This is a genomic window from Succinivibrio dextrinosolvens DSM 3072, assembly GCF_900167015.1.
Classification (GTDB): Bacteria; Pseudomonadota; Gammaproteobacteria; order Enterobacterales; family Succinivibrionaceae; genus Succinivibrio; species Succinivibrio dextrinosolvens.
Window position 1 is genome coordinate 1 of sequence record NZ_FUXX01000021.1, and the last position, 18,661, is coordinate 18,661.

Here is an 18,661-nt window from a genome sequence, read left to right on the forward strand (position 1 = left end):
AAGATTCAGACTGCGATCTAAAGCGAAGGTAATAATTGAATTTGGGCTTGTGGCTCTGGCTCATAATATAAGAAAATGGGCCAATATAAGAAATGAAATGAATGCGGTAATAAGTTAAAAAAGAACAAGAAATACCTTAAGCTTCCTACCTTATCTCTCTAAAAGTTCTAAAAATCTCCAATCAAAATAAATATCTCAACAAAATCGTATTTGAAAATTTCAATTCCCTAGAAATAACAAAATTCTATGTTTGAAAAATGAAAGAGGCTGACATACTTTTTAGCCAGCCTCTTTGTCTAATAATGTGATTTTCAAGACTGTTATTGTCTATATGTCTTTAAGAAATGTTCCAGTCTGTCACAGGCATCGTTAATAATGTCGATTGATGGCAGGAATACCATTCTGAAATGGTTTGGCTCCGGCCAGTTGAAACCTGTTCCCTGAACAATAAGCATCTTTTCCTGACGTAACAGATCCATAGCGAATTTCTGATCATCCTTGATGTTGAATTTCTTATCCAGCTTAGGGAACATGTACAATGCACCGTGAGGTTTTACAACAGTAATACCATCAATCGAGTTCAATCTCTCGTACATTGCAGCTCTCTGCTGATATAGACGACCACCAGGAATAATCAGTTCATTGATACTCTGATATCCTCCAAGCGCAGTCTGAATGGCATGCTGTAGAGGTACGTTAGCACAGAGTCTCATAGCCATCATGATCTTGATGCCGTCTAAGAAGCCTTTGTTTCTCTTCTCTGGGCCTGTAATCATAATCCATCCCATTCTGAATCCGCATGCTCTGTAAACCTTTGATAGTCCATTGAAGGTTACAATTGTAACGTCGTCAGCAAGGGTACAGATACTTCTGTGGGCTACGTCATCATAAAGAATCTTGTCGTAGATTTCGTCTGCAAAAATAACCAGATCATTCTGTCTTGCAAATTCAACAATTTCCTGAAGAACAGGAGTAGGGTATACAGCACCAGTTGGATTGTTTGGGTTAATTAAAACAATACCTACTGTTCTTGAGCTTAATTTCTTTTTCATATCCTCAAGATCTGGATACCAGTTTGACTGCTCGTCACACATGTAGTGAACAGCTTTTCCTCCTGCAAGGTTAATAGCTGCGGTCCATAGAGGGTAATCAGGAGCAGGTACCAAAACTTCATCACCGTTGTTTAACAGTGCATTCATAGTCATGGTGATAAGCTCTGATGCTCCATTTCCAATAAAAATATCGTCAGCATCAACGCTCTTTAGACCCTTCTGCTGATAATACTGAGCAATAGCTTTACGAGCAGAGAAAATTCCGTTTGATTCACAGTAGCCCTGAGAGTTTGGAATATTTCTAATTACGTCACGGACTACTTCTTCTGGCGCCTCAAAACCAAATGGCGCGGTGTTACCGATGTTTAATTTAAGGATTCTCTGTCCTTCTTCTTCCATTCTTAAAGCTTCTTGATGGATTTTTCCTCGGATGTCATAACAAACATTATCAAGTTTGTGGGATTTTTGTAGTAATTTCATAATAAAATATACACCGTATTTATAAGTGGTTTTGAGTAAACTTGATTTTACATCATTAATCCATATTAGTGAACATAAAGCGCATCTGGCTGTATTTAATATAGGTCAGAATCAGAAATCTCTTCCCATAACCTTTTCGTCATAAATCTGTTCTAGAACATAACGCTCATATCCTAAATGAGGTGATGCTATCTTATGGTATTTAACCAGATCTCTGGTTTTCTGATCATATGATAGTGAATTTGTGTAGAAAACAAATGGTACTCTGGTTCCTGATTTTGTTCTCATAAAGCCCATAAGGTTAGATACATTCTGAAGAGAACCTGTTTTTGCTGCAACATTCTTTCCGAGAGGAGGATTCTTTGTAGATGCTCTCCAGTGTAAAGTTCCAGATTCATCTGCTACAGGAAGCAGCTTAATAAAACCAATCTTATCATCATTAAGATTGATGAACTCCAGAATCTCAAGCATCTTGTGAGGAGTTACTAGATTATGAGGTGAAAGGCCATTTCCATCAACAATATATGTATTTCCTAAATTGATATTTGCATATTTCAGAAGTACAGCTCTAAGAGCTCTGGTTGTACGAGGATATGTTGCTGGAAGCTTATAGAATTCTGCACCCACTGTTTTTGCAATAGCATCCGCATACAGGTTGTTAGAACGGTAAAGCATATATTTCACCAGTTCAGACATAGGTTTGGATTCAATAGATCCAACTGTGGTATAGCCTTCCTGAGGAGAACGTGCAATTTTTATCGAGTAAACACTGATTCCTTTCTCCTTTAAAAGCTGATTTGTCCAATCTACCGCCCACTGATCCGGGTCTGAAATTGATAAAGAAAGCGGCCAAGGTTGATTCTTTCCAATTACAGGAACACAGCCTGTAATGTGGTACTGATTCTTCATGTACAGGTTGGCTTCGAGCTCACAGTTGCCGCCGTAGCTAGACTGCTTGACACCTATTGCATCTGACTGGATGGAGATTGGACTTGCTGCATTAAGTTTAGCTGTAGCTACTTCTCCAATTCCGTTTGGCTGAAGCTGTGCAAATACACAGTTTCTGTTGATGATTGCTGTACTTGCAGGCGAGGTAAAGCAGATTGGAAGATCGTTCCAAGACCAGCCTTCTCCCTTTGACATTCCCGCAAACTTACTTACATCAATAATTACATCTCCTGCAATTTTTTTGACTTTTGCAGATACAAGAGTATTGATAAGTGTTCTGTATGACTGAGTGGTGAAGCTAGGATCACCATCGAATTTAATAAGAACATTTCCCTGTAGAACACCGTTATTATCAACCTTAATGTTGCCCTGAGAACTTACCTGTCTGGCTGAAACCTCAAGATTTGTTTTGAATTTATAGTCATGACCAAGATACAGAATTGCTGCAAGACCTGTAATAACCTTTAAGGTTGATGCGGGATGCATGTATGTATCAATGTTTTTTCCATATATATTGTTGTCGTTTGGTCTTAAATAGGCGACTCCAATCTGAGATCCCGGAATAGGGTTTGGATTTGATTTAATAGCTAAAGATGAAGATGAATAAAGAAGAGCTGAAGTAACTAGTAATTTTAAATATTTGTTCATTTTTTTTGTCGGAATCTATGTAATCTAATGTTCTAGGCGAGAATTATACACCAATTATCTATTTGAAGAGGGGATTTAAACGGCTTATCCTCGTCTTTGTGACGCATTAGCAGTCGTTGAGTTTAAAATATGATAAAATCACAGCAGTTTTTATAAATACGCTCATAAAGGAGATATTTTTCATGATTATCGAGCCAAAGGCACGTGGTTTCATATGTGTTACAACTCATCCAACAGGATGTGACTTAAATGTTAAAGAGCAGATTGAACTAGTAAAGAAAAAGGGCCCTGTTGCCAACGGTCCTAAGAAAGTTTTAGTAATTGGTGCTTCAACCGGTTATGGTTTAGCTTCACGTATCAGTGCAGCATTTGGCTCTAATGCTGCTACCTTGGGCGTATTCTTTGAGAAGCCTGGTTCAGAGAAGAGACCAGGTTCTGCTGGTTGGTACAATACCTGTGCATTTACAAAATATGCTAAAGAAGCAGGTTTATATGCAAAGAATATCAATGCAGATGCATTCTCTGATGAGTGTCGTAACAAGGCAATTGAGATTATCAAAGAGGATCTTGGCAAGATCGACCTTGTTGTTTACTCTCTTGCAGCTCCTGTACGTAAGATGCCACAGACTGGTGAAGTAGTTCGCTCTTCATTAAAGCCAATTGGTCAGACTTATACTTCAACTGCAATTGATACCAACAAGAATGAGATTATCACTGCATCTCTAGAGCCTGCTACCGAGGAAGAAATCGAGAATACCGTAAAGGTTATGGGTGGTCAGGACTGGGAGCTATGGATTGAGGCTCTAAAGAATGCTGGCGTTCTAGCAGAAGGCTGTAAGACTGTTGCATACAGCTATATCGGTACAGAGATTACATGGCCAATCTATTGGCACGGTGCTTTAGGTAAGGCTAAGGAAGATCTTGATAGAGCTGCAAAGGCTAACTGCGAGAGATTAGCTTCTGTTGGTGGTGAGGCTAAGGTTGCTGTATTAAAGAGTGTTGTAACTCAGGCTTCATCTGCAATTCCTGTAATGCCTTTATACATTTCTCTATGCTTTAAGGTAATGAGAGAGCAGGGTATTTACGAGTCTGTAATTGAGCACATTTACAGAATGTTCTCTGAAATTTACTCAAAGACAGTTGAGATCGACGATAAGAACCGTATCCGCATGGATTCTTGGGAATTACGTGACTCAGTTCAGAACAAGTGCAAGGAATTATGGCCAAAGGTTACAACTGATAATCTATTTGAAATGTCTGATTATGCTGATTACAAGAAACAGTTCTTACAGCTATTCGGCTTTGAAGTAGATGGCGTTGACTACACCAAGGATGTAAATCCTGATGTTGCAATGGATAATCTTGAGAATATGCTTTAATAAAAAGATGTATTTTTAAGGAGAGATGCCAACCTGAAAACAGGCTGGCATTTTTTTTGTTAAATTTTGCTTAGATAAGAGGTAACAGTATTCTGCATTAAGGTCGCAATGGTCATAGGACCAACTCCGCCAGGAACCGGTGTGATGTAAGCTGCGTGCTGAGATGCTTTCTCAAAATCAACATCACCGCATAATTTTCCATCAGGAAGTCTGTTAATTCCAACATCAATAACTGTAGCTCCGTCCTTAACCAAATCACCATCAAGAAATTTTGGTTTACCTACTGCTACAACCAGAATATCTGCATTTTTGATCAGAGCTTTCTGATCCTCTGGTTTTGAGAATCTGTGAGTAACTGTTGTGGTACATCCTGCTAGAAGCAGTTCAAGTGCCATTGGTCTTCCCACAATATTTGATGCACCAACTACAACGGCATTTAACCCCTTTAGATCTTCACCTAAAGTTTTCTTTAACAGAGTCATTATTCCATGAGGGGTACATGCACAGATGTAAGGAATTCTCTGAACCAGTCTTCCAACATTATATGGATGGAATCCATCAACATCTTTCTCTGATGAAATAAGTTCAACAATTCTTGACTCATCCAGATGTGAAGGTAGAGGAAACTGAACTAAGATTCCGTCAACTTCAGGATTATTGTTCAGTTCTTCAATTAAAGCATCAAGCTCATCTTGAGTGGTTGATTCTGGAAGATCATATGCAAAAGATCTGATGCCGACATCTTCACATGCTTTTCTTTTATTTCTTACATATACCTGAGAGGCAGGATCTGATCCTACAAGTACAACAGCCAAACCTGGACGGCGGAATCCTTGATTTACCTTTGCATCTACAGTTTCTCTAAGTTCTGCTCTTAACTGTTTTGCAATGTTCTTACCGTCAATGATTTGAGCTGTCATTTGTTTATTTCTCCTCGATAAACTGCGATTGTTCTACTGCTGGCTCTTCAACCTGCTGTACAACCTGAGGCTCGGATACCTTGGTGTAATAGGTTATGCCTTTGTACAGCATGTTTGCGCTAATTATAAACAAAGCTACAGCAAAAATGCGTTTTAATGTTACTGGAGCGATTTTTTTACCAATATTGACTCCTAGTGGTGCACAGAAGAATGAAATAGGTACTACACAAATGGCAGCAAGAACATTAACAAGACCAAATGTTCCTAAAGGTGCACCTGCAGGAGTAGAGTTTAAATTGGTGAATATCATTAGAAGGGCTCCTGGTACACATACAAAAAGTGAAACTGCAGATGATGTACCAATTGATTTATGAGGTGGTACTGAACAAGCATTCAGCACTGGTACTGTAAGAGTTCCTCCTCCGATTCCAAGCATTGATGAGAAGCATGCAATGCAGAATGCAATACAATTTTGACCAAATTTTCCTGGTAATTTATCAAAAGCTGGTTTTGCTTTTGCTCTGAATAAAGTGTTGATGGAGTTTAAAATCATTACACTACCAAACAGAATGGTTAACCAGGCTCCGCCTAGGAATTTTGAAACCATGATTCCGATAAAAACACCTACAAGCATAGCAACAGACCATGCTTTAATTACTTCAATATCAGTATTTCCTTTTTTATTCTGAGATCTTGCTGCAGATATAGATGTTGGAATCATACATAAAAGAGACGTTCCGGTTGCAATGATAACAGCAACGTCCAAAGGGACTTTAAAAAATACGGTGAAAACAAAAGTGAAGCAAGGAACAAAAATAATTCCTCCTCCTACTCCCAGCAAGCCTGCAAGAAAACCTGCAACAACACCACATAAGGCTAGAATAGCGATAGTTTCAACTAATTCAATCAGGGGAATTCCTAAAAACATTTTTCCTCCTTTTTTTAACGATAATTAAGACCAACGCTATTGTACAAAAATATTTGTTAAATGATTAACAATCAGAAAAGAATCGTTCGTTTAATTATACTTTTATGAAAAAACAATAACGAACACGAATCAAATTGCATTCGATATAAAAGGCATTTGTTTAAAATTTGAAAAAAGAGGAAAGTGAATTTTGCGAAAAAAGTCAAAATTTTTGTTGACGTACTCATATCTCTCTTGTATCATATCACACCGTTAAATCACTTCAGCGTTTTGAAGTGTGGTGTTAGGTTCAGTCCTAATTACTTACCTTTGCGTCCTTAGCTCAGTTGGATAGAGCAACAGCCTTCTAAGCTGTGGGTCAGAGGTTCGATTCCTCTAGGACGCGCCAACGCTAATGATTTAATACAATGGTGGCTATAGCTCAGTTGGTAGAGTCCCGGATTGTGATTCCGGTTGTCGAGGGTTCGAGCCCCTCTAGCCACCCCATCTTAAGCACTGATTTTGCGGGAGTGGCGAAATTGGTAGACGCACCAGATTTAGGTTCTGGCGCCTTCGGTGTAAGAGTTCGAGTCTCTTCTCCCGCACCATTTAGGTGTTTCGGTTCTTAAGATTTCTTCAAATTACAATTTTGCGGGAGTGGCGAAATTGGTAGACGCACCAGATTTAGGTTCTGGCGCCTATGGTGTAAGAGTTCGAGTCTCTTCTCCCGCACCATTTCTTAGTTTTCTCTTTATTAACTTAAATTTCATTTAAATTTTTTAAGATTAGTTTGTGTATTTAATCTTGGATACGATTGTCTGCAGATTCTGTTTTGTCATTTGTGGGTTAAGTACATCTACGAGCGTATCAAAACTTAAGTAGATCATCTCTTCTAGACAATCTTTTAAAGTAATTCTTCTGTATGAAAGCTCAATATTATGAAGTCTAGGATCTCTCTGTTCCTTTAATTTATCTTTTACTCTTTCTAGTGTATCAAGGTGTTCTTTGAAGCAGTTTCCTGTAATTATTACGTTGGACAGGTTGTAGATTGGAGCCATTACACTTATAGCAAAAAACAATGCATCTTCAGTATGTTCTCCGAATACTCCAAGTGATTTTTCAAAACCATGAGGATATGGTAAGTGTGAGCACTCTGGAAATGAATTGTTTTTACCCAACTGAATGTCGCCATTTAGAAATATACCTAAGGCAACAGAACCTTCTCCGTTGTTGATAACGAGAGCGTTTTCTGTATTAATTTCTGGAGTGTTTTTTAGTTTCAGCAGGGTTCCATATGCAAAGTTATAAATAAAAGTTCTGATCTTGGTCTGTTTATAAACAATCTGTCCTAGCATGATATTTACATCATCTAGATTATTGTTTCTATACATTATTCCGCTTTCACCCTGTTCAACCGTTGCATGGGTAGCAATAACTATAGATTTAATAAGAGCTCTGTTAATAAAACAGTTCTTTGTAAGAGTATCAATAGCTATATCAATAGTTCTTGCGAATTCTTTTGCGGACTTAACATGGGGAAGTGGGGTTGAGGCTAGCTCTTTTTTATGCCCGTATACAAAAACGTGTGCTGAAAAATCAGATAAGGTATGCACGATAAGAACAGTACAGTACTGCATATTATCTGATATCTTTAAGATCTGTCTAGGTCTGCCCAGATTGCTTTTATAGTCAGTATCTTCGTGTTTATCAATCAGTTTAGCCTCAAGTAAATTGCTTGTTAGTTTATTGATCTGTGCTTTACTGAGGTTGAGCTGTTTACATAATGCGACCTGAGATGATGGCTGACGATGAAGTATTTTTAAAATATTCTGCAGATTATTTGATGGCATAAATACCTCGCGTCTATCATCCCTTAAAACAAGAGACAGTCTTCTACGAAGACTGTCCATTTATATGATATTTTGTGTTTATTTTAAACTAAGTGTTTTTTCTATCGCTGATTGTTCTTTTCTTCTGAATTTGGATAACAGCCTAAAACCTTCAGAGTTGAAGTGAAAGGCTTTATATCCTCGAGAATATCCTGAAGTTCTGGAGAAGAAAGATTTCCCTCTATGTCTGCAAAGAAAATTTCTTCCCAGGTATCTTTGTTTCGGTCTAATCTAGGCCTTGATATTAGTTTGGTTAAGTTAAGCTGGTGTTTTGAAATTTCAGCTAAAACAGAAATTAAGGAACCAGGAGTGTATTTCTGAACACCAAAGGTCAGAGATGTCTTTGCCGGAATAGTTGCTGGTACACTGATTGGTGTCATTGATATTACAATGAAACGAGTGTAATTGTTTGTATTATTTGCAATATTATCTACAATCGGAATCAGATCGTAGTAACTTGCTGCCATATGAGATCCAATTGCAACATGATGAGGGGAGTTTAGGTCTCTTATTATGTTCATTGCCTCGGATGTTGCTTTTGTGTAATGAATATTTGCCTTTGGAAGAATGTCTTTTATCCAGTTAGAACACTGAGCTACTGGCTGTGGATGTGAGTATACATCAGTTATTTCTTCGAGTTTGCTGGCACTAGTTCCTAAAATTGCATGATCAATGGGAACAAAAAGCTCTCCAACTATTGATGCAGTTGTATTCTGAATAACATCTAAAACTTCGTTAATGGAGCCTGAACTTGAGTTTTCAATAGGAAGAACACCAAATTCAACTTTTCCTGTTTCAACCTGTCCGACAATCTGCTCAAATGTATCGCAGCCACTTGCCGTAATATTCCCTTTGAACCCTTCTAAAAAGCGCATTGCAGCAACATGAGAATAGCTTCCAGTGGAGCCGAGATGGGCGATAGAGGTATCTCTAATGATTGTAGAACTGTTTGCCTTTGCAATTATGTGCTGCTGTTCAATTGCACAGGTGTTTTTCATGATCATTCTGTAAAGATCAGAAATATATGATGCTGGCAGTCCATGTGACTTTGCCTGTTCTCTTAATTTCTGGAGCTTTATTTGTTCACGAGATGTGTCTGTAATACTCTGATTATGAGATAACTTGTATTCAGCAATGTCCTTGGCTACGTCCATTCTCTTTTCGAGAAGGTCCAATATCTGTCTGTCAATGCTGTCTATATCTTCTCTACACTGCAATAAATCTCGCATGATCATCCTTATCTGTTGTTTTTTTAGTATTTTACATCAAAAAAAATGCAGACATAAAGTCTGCATTATATTGGTTGAATAAATTACTCTCTCTTGGATAGTAACTTAAGAATTTCAATGTAAAGCCAGCAGATGGTTACTAATAATGAGAATGCATTGTAGTACTCAAAATGCTTTGGAAGGCCTTCGTCAACTGCAATCTGGATATTCTCAAAATCAAGGATCAGACTGAATGCTGCAACTGTGCAGATTATCAGCGAAATCAGGATTGACATTGGACCTGATGATGGAAGAAGACTTCCTCCAAATAGAGAGAATACAATCTGGATCATGTATAGAACAAAGATACCAGTGATTGCACCTGTAATAATTGATTTAAATCTCTGTGTTGGAACAACAATCTTGTATTTCCATAAGAAAAGCATTGTCATTACAACAACAAAGGTTGACATAACAGCTGTGGTAACGATACCAGGATACTGGAACTCAAAAGCTCCTGATAAGGTTCCAAGTGCTGCACCTTCTAGAACTGCGTAAATAGGTGCTGTAATAGGTGCTACTGTTGGCTTGAAGATTGTTATAAAAGCAACAATAAGAGCACCGATGATAGAGCCGTACATCAGTAAAGATGAAATGGCCTGTCCGCTATAAATCTGACCTAAGGTGTAGTTCATTGTCAGATAGCCTACAACCATAGTTAGACCAACCAGCAGAATAGATTTTGTGGTTGTTCCTGAGATTGTAGCTCCTGCTTCAACTCCGCCGAAGTTATACACACCAGCAGCGTTTCTCATTGCTGAAATTGCTGGATTAGATGATTGCATCATGAATCTCCTTAACTTAATTTTCCCGTATTAATACATGCGGGCATTATTGGTATTTTTAAAGTATACCAGTTTATTTTAATCTAAGAATTATACAGAAATGTAGTTTTCCAATTATACTTATATGCGAATTTTGTGAGTTAAGTAAGGAATGGTTATGAATAACTGGAAAGACATAATAGGTCCGTTGAAGAAGACTGATGCATTTATTAATGCATATAATTACCAGAAACAGCAGCGTTTGAAAGGAATAAATGTCTTTCCTCCTCAGAAGGATCTCTTTAATGCCTTTAGCTATACTCCATTTCAGAAACTTAAAGTTGTGATCATAGGTCAGGATCCATACCATGAGAAAGGTCAGGCGATGGGACTGTGTTTTTCTGTTCCTGTAGGAATAGCTATTCCTCCTAGTTTAAGAAATATATATAGAGAACTTTGTGATGATATTCCGGGGTTTGAAGTTCCTAATCATGGAAATCTAATACCTTGGGCTAGACAGGGGGTTCTTTTATTAAATTCCGTACTAAGTGTAGATGAAAATCTGGCTGGCTCTCACCGTGGTGTTGGCTGGGAGGAATTTACAGATGATGTCATAAAGACTCTAAGCGATAAATGTGAGAATCTCGTTTTTATATTGTGGGGCGGATATGCTCAGAGAAAAGGTTCTCGAATCGATACCTCAAAACACCTGGTTCTGACTGGTGCCCATCCAAGTCCATTGTCAGCAAACAGAGGCGGTTTTTTTGGAAATCACTATTTTTCAAAAACAAACAGCTATCTAACCTCCAAGGGTATCTCTCCAATTGACTGGAGATTACCTGTTTTTCTTGATGGTACTGAAGAACTATGAAAACGCTTTCGTAACTAATTCTTCCCAATATTTTTTAGGCTTTTATTTGGAAACGGCTTTAGTTCTATTTTTTATATCAATAATAATTGCCTAAAATTATCAAAAAAAAACGGAAAAATAAAAAAATTAAACCGTTTGCATGAAAATTGTACTATCTACAGAATTATCCTCAAATTCTAATAAGATCTGATAGTTATCATCTTAAAATGTAATTTTTTGATTATATATACACGTATTTAAGTGTTTTTCTTCGCAATTATCCGATAATTAATTTTTCATAATGTGAAAATTGTTATTAAAATACAAAAATCAAAAAAGTGTCATTATCTCAATAATGACAGATTTTAATGTTGTAATACAATTAGATAACTTGATTTTTTTAATTTTGATTTAAGTCGCTTTAATCTTTTATAGAGCGTTAAAATCTTACTTTTATTTGAGAAAAATGTGACGAATGTCTCTAAATCGGAATAGCGTTTTTGATAACATAATCACGCTATGTAGTTTAGATGGTTTCTTCCCCAAATTGAACCATCCAAGATGATAGCTTTCATAAAGGTGAATTGATGGATGAGTATCTAATATGGTACTCATCCTTTTCTATTTATAGACTGCGAATTTCTTTTACTATATTCTCTATTCCGCAGTCTTTGATTAAATTTCTGCAGTTCTTTTCGAATTCGCTGTAGTTCCTGTAAAGATTGTTTAATTTCTCGAAAATTACCGAAGGGTTCTTCAGTTCTGACACATTTGCACATTCGCCAAGAGTGAATTTTCTTACGACTCCATCACAGGTTCCTGCCTGATTGTCTGCTATTTCAACATTGATAGAAGGAATTCCCGCAATTATTCTTTCTCTGAACATTCCTCCACAGGCACCAATAGCCAGATCTGTATTAGAAAAGACTTCTGCTATATTATTTGAATTACGAATTAGAGTTATTTCCTTAATATCTGATACGATAGCTCTTATATCTTCATAATCAGGATTGGAAAGTCCGCTTATGATCGTAAATCTGAACTGTTTGTACAGTTTACCCTCAAGAATAGCCTGGGCTGTATATTTGCAGCCATGTACAGGATCAGCGCCACCAAAATTCACCAGAACTCTTGGAACACCATATATGTTTGGTGTTTTTTGAATTTCAAAGAACTCTTTTTTTATAAAGTTATATTTTGGTCCTAAACATAGTCTGCAGTTTTCAGGAACAAGCTCTCTATATCTGGTTCTTCCTTCAGACTGATCAATCAGAAGATGACATTTGTGTTTTCTGTTTTCAAGATCATCAATAACAACTACTTTTGCTTTTTCATATATTGCACTTTCAAATTTCTCATCAAGAAAGTAATGATCAACGATTACCAGTGAAGGTGAAAAGGAAAGGACTGCGTTAACAAGATTGTTTTTTTCGGTTAGTACTATATCTTTATATTCTGTACACTGTGTTTTAAGCTCATCCGATAGGGAATCTGAGCACAGATAGATGTTATAGTCCTTAAAATAGGGAAGTAATCCTTTTACTCTCATAAGATGCCCGGTACCAATCTGAGCATCAGCCTTAAGTACTACAACTAGATTTTTATTCATAATTAAGATCTGTAACTGCTTTGGCTAAGGCACATGCCATTTTCCAGTCCTCTGCTGTATCAATATCTATTACTCGGTATCTTGGCATGATGTATGGTTTTGTTTTTGCAGTTTTATTCTGTTCCATTGCGTCATTTGAATAGAAGTAGAACAATCCACAATCCTGATAGCATTTTTCCAGATCCTGTGAGCGGCATGGAACAAATTCAGGTTCTCTGTATTTTAAATACCCATCATTCCCAATAATCTGAGCTCTCTGGATTGGAAAAGAGAATTCACAAACGGACATTACACAGTCGCATTCAGTCTCTTTGAAGTCTTTGTAGGCCTCAATTAGATTTTGCGCTTTAAGAAGAGGAGCTGTTGCATATATACAGCATATGGAATCAATCTGAGGATCGAATTCCTTAATTTTACTGTATGCATCCTTTGTAACGGCAAATGTACCTGTAAAATCATCCGCCAAACTCTTATCTCTCAAAAATGGAACCTTGGCTCCGCATTTAACAGATATATCTGCAATTTCCTGATCGTCTGTTGAAACGATAACGTCCTTGAAAATGCCGCTAGCTAATGCCGCTTTAATTGGATATGAAATCAAAGGCTGCCCCAAGAAATCCTTAATGTTTTTATGAGGTATTCTTTTTGAACCGCCTCTGGCAGGAATACATGCGTAAATGCTCATCTATAATTTTTTCTCATCAATGAGACCTAAAAGTGTTGCAGCACACATCTGAAGGTCTAATTTCTTTAGTTTTGGGTAAAGAGGAAGAGAAAGCGTTCTTTCAAAGAAATACTCCGCTCCAGGTAGTGAAGGGTAGTTCTTTATGCTCTGGTAATATGGGTGTTTATATATAGGCAGATAGTGGACCTGTACACAAATGCCTCTGTGTCTTAGGGTATTGTATACGAAATCTCGTTTGCCAAAAGGAATTCCTACCTGATATAAATGCCAGGAGCTTACAGAATCATTAGAATCAGCAGGAGGAAGAGTCAGATTTTTGTCTGAAGATAGTAGTTCCTCCCATTCTTTTGCAAGTTCTCTCCTTTTTGAAAGAAAGTCCTCTATTCTTGAGAGCTGAGATATTCCAAGAGCTGCATGTACATCAGACATGCGATAGTTATATCCTAAGGACTGCATTTCGTAGTAAAAATTCGGCATATCCTTATTTATCAGGAACTGCTTGTCATGTTCTATTCCATGACTGGAATAGAGTTTCATTTTTCTGTACAGTGTTTCATCATTTGTCAGGCACATACCGCCTTCAGCGGTTGTAATAATTTTTACCGGATGAAAACTGAAAACGGTAATATCAGAGAAGAAACAGTCTCCAATCTTATGTCCCTTGTAGATTGCGCCTAATGCGTGAGCAGCATCTTCAATCAGATAAAAACCATATTTGATTTTTAATTCATATATTCTTTGAAGATCAACAGGGCGTCCGGATAGATGTACAGCTACCACCACCTTTGGAAGTCTGTTCTGCTTTTCTGCATCAATAAGCATCTGTTCTAAATGATTGACATCTAGATTACCTGTAAATTTATCTGTATCAATAAAATCTACATCAGCTCCAAGATATCTTGCACAGTTTGCTGATGCTACAAAACTGATAGCACTGACAAAAACTCGATCTGAATCGGTTACGCCCAGTGCCATCATTGCAATATGTAATGCAGAAGTGCATGAGTTTACAGCGACAGCATAACTTGCATTAACGTAGGATGCGGTCTGTTCTTCAAAATCAGTGACAGTTGGACCGCAGGTAAGAAATGGAGAACGAAGAATGTTTTTTACGGCATCGATATCTTCATCTTCAATTGTCTGAGTACTGTAGGGAATCATCAAAATTAAACCTTTTTCAGAAATTCTCTGATTTGTTCAACATTCATGAAGTCAGGATTAGTCTGCGAATTGTATTCAAAGTTTCTGATTACAGGCCATCCTTTTTCACCTAAACCAGTGGTCAGATATCTCAATGGTGTCGCATTTGAGAATGTTGCAATTGAAGGTCTGATGATGAAGAAATCATCAAATTCGATTACATGCTGGTAGTCATCTCTTGGGCACATCAGTTCATGAATTTTCTCGCCTGGTCTGATTCCGATTTCCTTCTTAGGTATCTCTGGGGCAATGGCAGTCGCAAGGTCAACAATTTTTATTGAAGGAATCTTTGGAACAAAAATCTCACCGCCATGCATTCTTAAAAGATTGGTTAGAACAAATTCCACGCCCTGCTCAAGGGAAATCCAGAATCTGGTCATCTCTTTATCTGTAATTGGAATAAACTCGGCATTCTGCTCTTTTAGTTTTCTAAAGAAAGGAACAACACTTCCTCTGGAGCCAGAAACATTTCCATAACGAACTACTGAAAATCTTGTTTTACCTTCGCCGACAAGATTGTTTGCAGCGGTAAAGAGCTTATCTGAGCAAAGCTTTGTTGCACCATACAGATTGATAGGGTTTGCAGCCTTGTCTGTTGAAAGAGCGATTACTTTTTCTACATTATTGGCAATAGCTGCTTCTATTACGTTATGCGCTCCATTGATATTGGTTTTGATACATTCCATTGGATTGTATTCAGCAGCAGGAACCTGCTTTAATGCTGCAGCGTGTATGACAATATCAACTCCGCGCATAGCAAGCTTTAATCTTTCAAGATCTCTTACATCACCGATAAAGAATCTTAAAGACTGAGAATAGTCTGCAAGTCTCTGAGACATTTCATACTGTTTTAGCTCATCTCTAGAATAGACGATAAGTTTTTTGACTTCGAAATTTTCCAGAAGTTTCTGTATAAATTTGTTTCCAAAAGAGCCGGTACCGCCAGTAACTAAAATAGTCTTATTTTTTAGAAAAGATTCCAGGTCCTTTTTATATTTCATCTATTAAGATTCCGTTAGTTTGTTGAAGCTATACCGTACTTTTTCATTTTTTCAACAAGAGTTGTTCTTCTCAGTCCTAAGATTTCTGAGGCTTTTGCAACAACTCCGTTGCTTTGAGTAAGCGCCTGCTTAATCATGCTGATTTCAATACTTGCAACCATATCCTTAAGGTTTATACCTTCTGGAGAAAGTGTAGGCATGAATGCCTGTGCCATATCTCTTTCTCCTTCGATCACTGGCAATGGTGGCAGATCAATTGGTCTGTTGTCATTGTCTTCGAAGAATCCTTCTTCCTGAAGCTCATCACCTTGAAGAGGAACAGAGAAGTTATCCAGAAGAGCCATTCTTTCTTCATATGGATCATCCTCAAGTTTACCGCCTCTGTAGGTTACAGGTAACTCGTTAACATCAACGATTTCATTAGGATGAAGAATCAGCAGTCTTTCAACAATATTTGATAATTCTCGGACATTTCCCGGCCAAGGACATGACATCAGCTGAAGCATCGCTCTCTGAGTAAATCGTACCGTTGCTTTCTGAATTTTGCTGTGACGATTAACCAATTCCTGAACTAAAAGAGGAATATCATCGGTTCTTTCTCTCAAAGGAGGTGTTTCAATAGGGAATACATTCAATCTATAGAAAAGGTCCTGACGGAAGGTCTTTTCTGCAACCATTTTCTCAAGATTCTGGTGGGTTGCGGCAATAATTCTGACATCTGATTTAATTGGCTTATTTGAACCGACTCTTTCAAATTGTCTTTCCTGTAATACTCTCAGGAGCTTTACCTGCATCTGAAATGGCATATCTCCGATTTCATCAAGGAAAATGGTTCCGCCTTCAGCAAGTTCAAATCTTCCCTCATGAGCACTGATTGCACCTGTGAAAGCACCTTTTTCGTGACCGAAAAGCTCTGATTCTAACAGTTCTGCAGGAATAGCTCCGCAGTTAACCGGAACAAATGCCTTATCCTTTCTATCTGATAATTCATGAATAGCTCTTGCGACAACCTCTTTACCCGTGCCAGATTCTCCTAAAATCAGTACAGAGGTATCTTTGGTTGCAACCTGTTCAATCAGTCTTCTAACGTTGGTGATTGCCTTATCCTGACCAACCAGCATCTTAATCAGTGCCGATGCTCCGTCACCAGATTTGCTTGAGAGTCTTCTCATAGAACGGAAAGACTGACAGTAATGCAGTAGTGAAACTATTTCATCATAGTTAGGATCATTTCCGATTTCGCCCATGAAATTAGGCTGTTCCTTCAGATCCTCGTGACTGTTTTCAGAACATAACAGGAATGCTGTATTGGCATGAGAAATAATGAATTCTTTGTAATTGAAACCATCAATATCACCAAGAATGCAGATATCTACATTTGACTCTTCTGCATCAAAGTAAGATATGCAGTCATCTACATCGCCACTTTGACACGACAATCCCAAAAAGGAAAAGATAGTTTCAAGTGATTCTCGTTTGTGATTATCCTTCTCAAGAATTAGGAGATTTCCTGAAAAACGCATGTATCACCTTCAATGATCTGTAAACTGCATGATAATCAATAAAGAATAAAACGCCCGTAACATAATCGTTATGAGGAGAATGTTTAATGATTAGCAGTTTTTGTTTAACTAAAATGCATTCACTCTGTCATGATGTTTTTTTGACTTACTGAATGAATATCACAACCTGATTTAATTATTTTTCGACTTTATATTAATAATACATCGGTATAAAAAAATGACAAATTTTTGACATGTTTTAGGTAATGTAATTGTGATTAATGTCGAGTAAAAATATGCATCAAAATATCAATTTCTTTTTTTTATAATAAATTCTCTTTATTTTTCATAGGGTATCACTAATCGTCATTTTTTCAAAAAAAATAAAAATTATTTTTTTATAAACACTGTTATTGACTAACTAACTCGTCAAAATTACGTTCTTTTCGGCCTCTCTATTTATGAAAAATCAGCGCCAATTTTTCAATTGGCATAAACCTTGCTGTTTCTGTTTGAACAACAATTAATGGACGCATGGTGTAGTTATGACTGATTTTTCCTCTGCTAATTCGAAAACTGATCTCGATATAGGCTTGGTTGGAGATCATCGTAATTTATCCAAGATAAAAAAACTTGGTCTGGGAGACAAGAAGGCCCAGGCTTTAGCTTTGAAAGCCGCTGCAGAGCAATTCCAGTCTTTGCTGAATCAGTACTGGGTTGATGCAATGCGTAAGTCTAATGATTCATTAAATCCTGATTCTCCTCTTCATTCAAAGTATTCCGGATTTTATGAGGATATGCTCGCTCAGCAGAATGTTGCAGCTTTAACTTCTAATTCAGGTGTAAACAAAAACTCAATTACCTACCTTCTGACCAAGCAGTTTGCAAAGTCACTCGGTGATGAAGGTAAGGAGCTTATGGCTGAACTTGATAAGCTGGCTGTTTCAGGTAGAGGTACACATATAAAAGGGTCTTCCGTTACAAAACTATCTAGTTTCATTTCCTCTCACGTGGACGGTGAGGCAAGTATCTCAAAATTGAGAAAGCTATATGCCGGTTTACCTGACCCAGAATCAATGAAGAGTTTTGCGTCACATGAAGACTTTGTTGAAAAGATGATGCCTTATGCAATTAAAGCAGTGGAAGGTTTAGGCTTTAATCCTCTGGTTCTTGTTGCACAGGCTGCGCTTGAAACCGGATGGGGAAAACATGTCTCATCAGGAAATAACTATTACGGTATCAAAGCGAATTCTGCATGGAAAGGAGATAGCGAAAAACTATCATCCCCAGAATTTAGAAACGGAAAAATGGTCAATGAGGTTAGTGCTTTCAGAAAATATGCAGATGTTCTTGAAAGCATGAAAGATTACATTTCATTTATAAAGGATAATCCGAGGTATAAAAATGCTGTTGATAAAAGTTATTCTCCTGACGATTATTTTGATGAAATTCAAAAAGCAGGATATGCAACGGATCCCGATTATGCTGAGAAGTTGAAAACAATTTCAAGGAAAATTGCATTTATGGCATACAAATAGCATGTAATTTTCTGAGGATAG

At 37.4% G+C, this 18,661-nt stretch carries 15 protein-coding genes and 4 tRNA genes; 7 read left to right on the top strand and 12 right to left on the bottom strand.

The window, feature by feature from the left end; genetic code table 11:
* Positions 1-320: 320 nt before the first annotated feature.
* Both B5D46_RS06790 and dacB read right to left on the bottom strand, forming a co-directional pair.
* Positions 321-1,532, bottom strand: a complete 1,212-nt coding sequence (locus tag B5D46_RS06790; protein ID WP_031492372.1) for a pyridoxal phosphate-dependent aminotransferase — start codon at positions 1,530-1,532, stop codon at positions 321-323.
* A 111-nt stretch (positions 1,533-1,643) separates the two neighbouring features.
* Positions 1,644-3,128, bottom strand: a complete 1,485-nt coding sequence (gene dacB, locus B5D46_RS06795) for a D-alanyl-D-alanine carboxypeptidase/D-alanyl-D-alanine endopeptidase (protein WP_078928828.1) — start codon at positions 3,126-3,128, stop codon at positions 1,644-1,646.
* 182 nt (positions 3,129-3,310) lie between these two features.
* Here dacB and fabV point away from each other — a divergent pair, with 182 nt between their 5' ends.
* Positions 3,311-4,507, top strand: a complete 1,197-nt coding sequence (gene fabV / locus B5D46_RS06800; protein WP_078928829.1) for an enoyl-ACP reductase FabV — start codon at positions 3,311-3,313, stop codon at positions 4,505-4,507.
* A gap of 59 nt (positions 4,508-4,566) precedes the next feature.
* Here the strand turns inward: fabV and folD are convergent, their stop codons facing one another.
* Both folD and B5D46_RS06810 read right to left on the bottom strand, forming a co-directional pair.
* The gene (folD, locus tag B5D46_RS06805) at positions 4,567-5,427 is read right to left on the bottom strand and encodes a bifunctional methylenetetrahydrofolate dehydrogenase/methenyltetrahydrofolate cyclohydrolase FolD (protein ID WP_078928830.1); all 861 of its coding nucleotides are present in this window, start codon (positions 5,425-5,427) and stop codon (positions 4,567-4,569) included.
* Between the two features lie 4 nt (positions 5,428-5,431).
* The gene (locus B5D46_RS06810; protein ID WP_078928831.1) at positions 5,432-6,355 is read right to left on the bottom strand and encodes a sulfite exporter TauE/SafE family protein; all 924 of its coding nucleotides are present in this window, start codon (positions 6,353-6,355) and stop codon (positions 5,432-5,434) included.
* A gap of 311 nt (positions 6,356-6,666) precedes the next feature.
* Here B5D46_RS06810 and B5D46_RS06815 point away from each other — a divergent pair.
* The 4 genes from B5D46_RS06815 to B5D46_RS06830 all read left to right on the top strand — a co-directional run bounded on the left by B5D46_RS06815 (position 6,667) and on the right by B5D46_RS06830 (position 7,069).
* Positions 6,667-6,743: transfer RNA gene (locus B5D46_RS06815), tRNA-Arg, on the top strand.
* A gap of 22 nt (positions 6,744-6,765) precedes the next feature.
* Positions 6,766-6,841 (top strand) — tRNA-His (locus B5D46_RS06820).
* 17 nt (positions 6,842-6,858) lie between these two features.
* A tRNA-Leu gene (locus tag B5D46_RS06825) sits at positions 6,859-6,942 on the top strand.
* Positions 6,943-6,985: 43 nt separating this feature from the next.
* A tRNA-Leu gene (locus B5D46_RS06830) sits at positions 6,986-7,069 on the top strand.
* Between the two features lie 50 nt (positions 7,070-7,119).
* On the opposite strand, the gene B5D46_RS06835 is transcribed toward B5D46_RS06830, so the two are convergent.
* The 3 genes from B5D46_RS06835 to B5D46_RS06845 all read right to left on the bottom strand — a co-directional run bounded on the left by B5D46_RS06835 (position 7,120) and on the right by B5D46_RS06845 (position 10,279).
* Positions 7,120-8,184 carry a hypothetical protein gene (locus B5D46_RS06835; RefSeq protein WP_159443045.1) on the bottom strand — a complete coding sequence of 355 codons (1,065 nt, stop codon included), beginning with the start codon at positions 8,182-8,184 and terminating at the stop codon, positions 7,120-7,122.
* A 101-nt stretch (positions 8,185-8,285) separates the two neighbouring features.
* Positions 8,286-9,452 carry a prephenate dehydratase domain-containing protein gene (locus B5D46_RS06840; protein WP_159443046.1) on the bottom strand — a complete coding sequence of 389 codons (1,167 nt, stop codon included), beginning with the start codon at positions 9,450-9,452 and terminating at the stop codon, positions 8,286-8,288.
* An 83-nt stretch (positions 9,453-9,535) separates the two neighbouring features.
* The gene (locus B5D46_RS06845; protein WP_078928834.1) at positions 9,536-10,279 is read right to left on the bottom strand and encodes a Bax inhibitor-1/YccA family protein; all 744 of its coding nucleotides are present in this window, start codon (positions 10,277-10,279) and stop codon (positions 9,536-9,538) included.
* A gap of 154 nt (positions 10,280-10,433) precedes the next feature.
* Here B5D46_RS06845 and ung point away from each other — a divergent pair, with 154 nt between their 5' ends.
* A complete protein-coding gene (gene ung / locus B5D46_RS06850; RefSeq protein ID WP_078928835.1) occupies positions 10,434-11,126 on the top strand; it encodes a uracil-DNA glycosylase in 693 nt (230 codons plus the stop codon).
* A 604-nt stretch (positions 11,127-11,730) separates the two neighbouring features.
* On the opposite strand, the gene pseG is transcribed toward ung, so the two are convergent.
* The 5 genes from pseG to B5D46_RS06875 are packed head-to-tail and all read right to left on the bottom strand — an operon-like array spanning position 11,731 to position 17,123.
* Entirely contained in the window at positions 11,731-12,714 is a 984-nt protein-coding gene (gene pseG, locus B5D46_RS06855) for a UDP-2,4-diacetamido-2,4,6-trideoxy-beta-L-altropyranose hydrolase (protein WP_078928836.1), read from the bottom strand.
* Positions 12,707-13,399 (bottom strand): pseudaminic acid cytidylyltransferase, encoded by a 693-nt coding sequence (gene pseF, locus B5D46_RS06860; protein ID WP_078928837.1) that lies wholly within the window; start codon positions 13,397-13,399, stop codon positions 12,707-12,709. The genes pseG and pseF overlap by 8 nt, the downstream gene beginning before the upstream one ends.
* Complete coding sequence (gene pseC, locus B5D46_RS06865; protein ID WP_078928838.1) at positions 13,400-14,560, bottom strand: UDP-4-amino-4,6-dideoxy-N-acetyl-beta-L-altrosamine transaminase; 1,161 nt, start codon at positions 14,558-14,560, stop codon at positions 13,400-13,402. It abuts the gene before it with no gap.
* A gap of 5 nt (positions 14,561-14,565) precedes the next feature.
* On the bottom strand, positions 14,566-15,600 hold the full coding sequence (pseB, locus tag B5D46_RS06870) for a UDP-N-acetylglucosamine 4,6-dehydratase (inverting) (RefSeq protein WP_078928839.1): 1,035 nt from the start codon (positions 15,598-15,600) through the stop codon (positions 14,566-14,568).
* Positions 15,601-15,614: 14 nt separating this feature from the next.
* A complete protein-coding gene (locus B5D46_RS06875) occupies positions 15,615-17,123 on the bottom strand; it encodes a sigma-54 dependent transcriptional regulator (RefSeq protein ID WP_078928840.1) in 1,509 nt (502 codons plus the stop codon).
* Positions 17,124-17,647: 524 nt separating this feature from the next.
* On the opposite strand from B5D46_RS06875, the gene B5D46_RS06880 reads away from it, so the two are divergent.
* On the top strand, positions 17,648-18,640 hold the full coding sequence (locus tag B5D46_RS06880) for a glucosaminidase domain-containing protein (RefSeq protein WP_078928841.1): 993 nt from the start codon (positions 17,648-17,650) through the stop codon (positions 18,638-18,640).
* Positions 18,641-18,661: the final 21 nt, after the last annotated feature.

Coding starts and splice junctions, on each gene's coding strand:
- B5D46_RS06790 (WP_031492372.1), bottom strand. CDS start 1,532: ATGAAATTACTACAAAAATCCCACAAACTTGATAATGTTTGTTATGAC.
- dacB (WP_078928828.1), bottom strand. CDS start 3,128: ATGAACAAATATTTAAAATTACTAGTTACTTCAGCTCTTCTTTATTCA.
- fabV (WP_078928829.1), top strand. CDS start 3,311: ATGATTATCGAGCCAAAGGCACGTGGTTTCATATGTGTTACAACTCAT.
- folD (WP_078928830.1), bottom strand. CDS start 5,427: ATGACAGCTCAAATCATTGACGGTAAGAACATTGCAAAACAGTTAAGA.
- B5D46_RS06810 (WP_078928831.1), bottom strand. CDS start 6,355: ATGTTTTTAGGAATTCCCCTGATTGAATTAGTTGAAACTATCGCTATT.
- B5D46_RS06835 (WP_159443045.1), bottom strand. CDS start 8,184: ATGCCATCAAATAATCTGCAGAATATTTTAAAAATACTTCATCGTCAG.
- B5D46_RS06840 (WP_159443046.1), bottom strand. CDS start 9,452: ATGCGAGATTTATTGCAGTGTAGAGAAGATATAGACAGCATTGACAGA.
- B5D46_RS06845 (WP_078928834.1), bottom strand. CDS start 10,279: ATGATGCAATCATCTAATCCAGCAATTTCAGCAATGAGAAACGCTGCT.
- ung (WP_078928835.1), top strand. CDS start 10,434: ATGAATAACTGGAAAGACATAATAGGTCCGTTGAAGAAGACTGATGCA.
- pseG (WP_078928836.1), bottom strand. CDS start 12,714: ATGAATAAAAATCTAGTTGTAGTACTTAAGGCTGATGCTCAGATTGGT.
- pseF (WP_078928837.1), bottom strand. CDS start 13,399: ATGAGCATTTACGCATGTATTCCTGCCAGAGGCGGTTCAAAAAGAATA.
- pseC (WP_078928838.1), bottom strand. CDS start 14,560: ATGATTCCCTACAGTACTCAGACAATTGAAGATGAAGATATCGATGCC.
- pseB (WP_078928839.1), bottom strand. CDS start 15,600: ATGAAATATAAAAAGGACCTGGAATCTTTTCTAAAAAATAAGACTATT.
- B5D46_RS06875 (WP_078928840.1), bottom strand. CDS start 17,123: ATGCGTTTTTCAGGAAATCTCCTAATTCTTGAGAAGGATAATCACAAA.
- B5D46_RS06880 (WP_078928841.1), top strand. CDS start 17,648: ATGACTGATTTTTCCTCTGCTAATTCGAAAACTGATCTCGATATAGGC.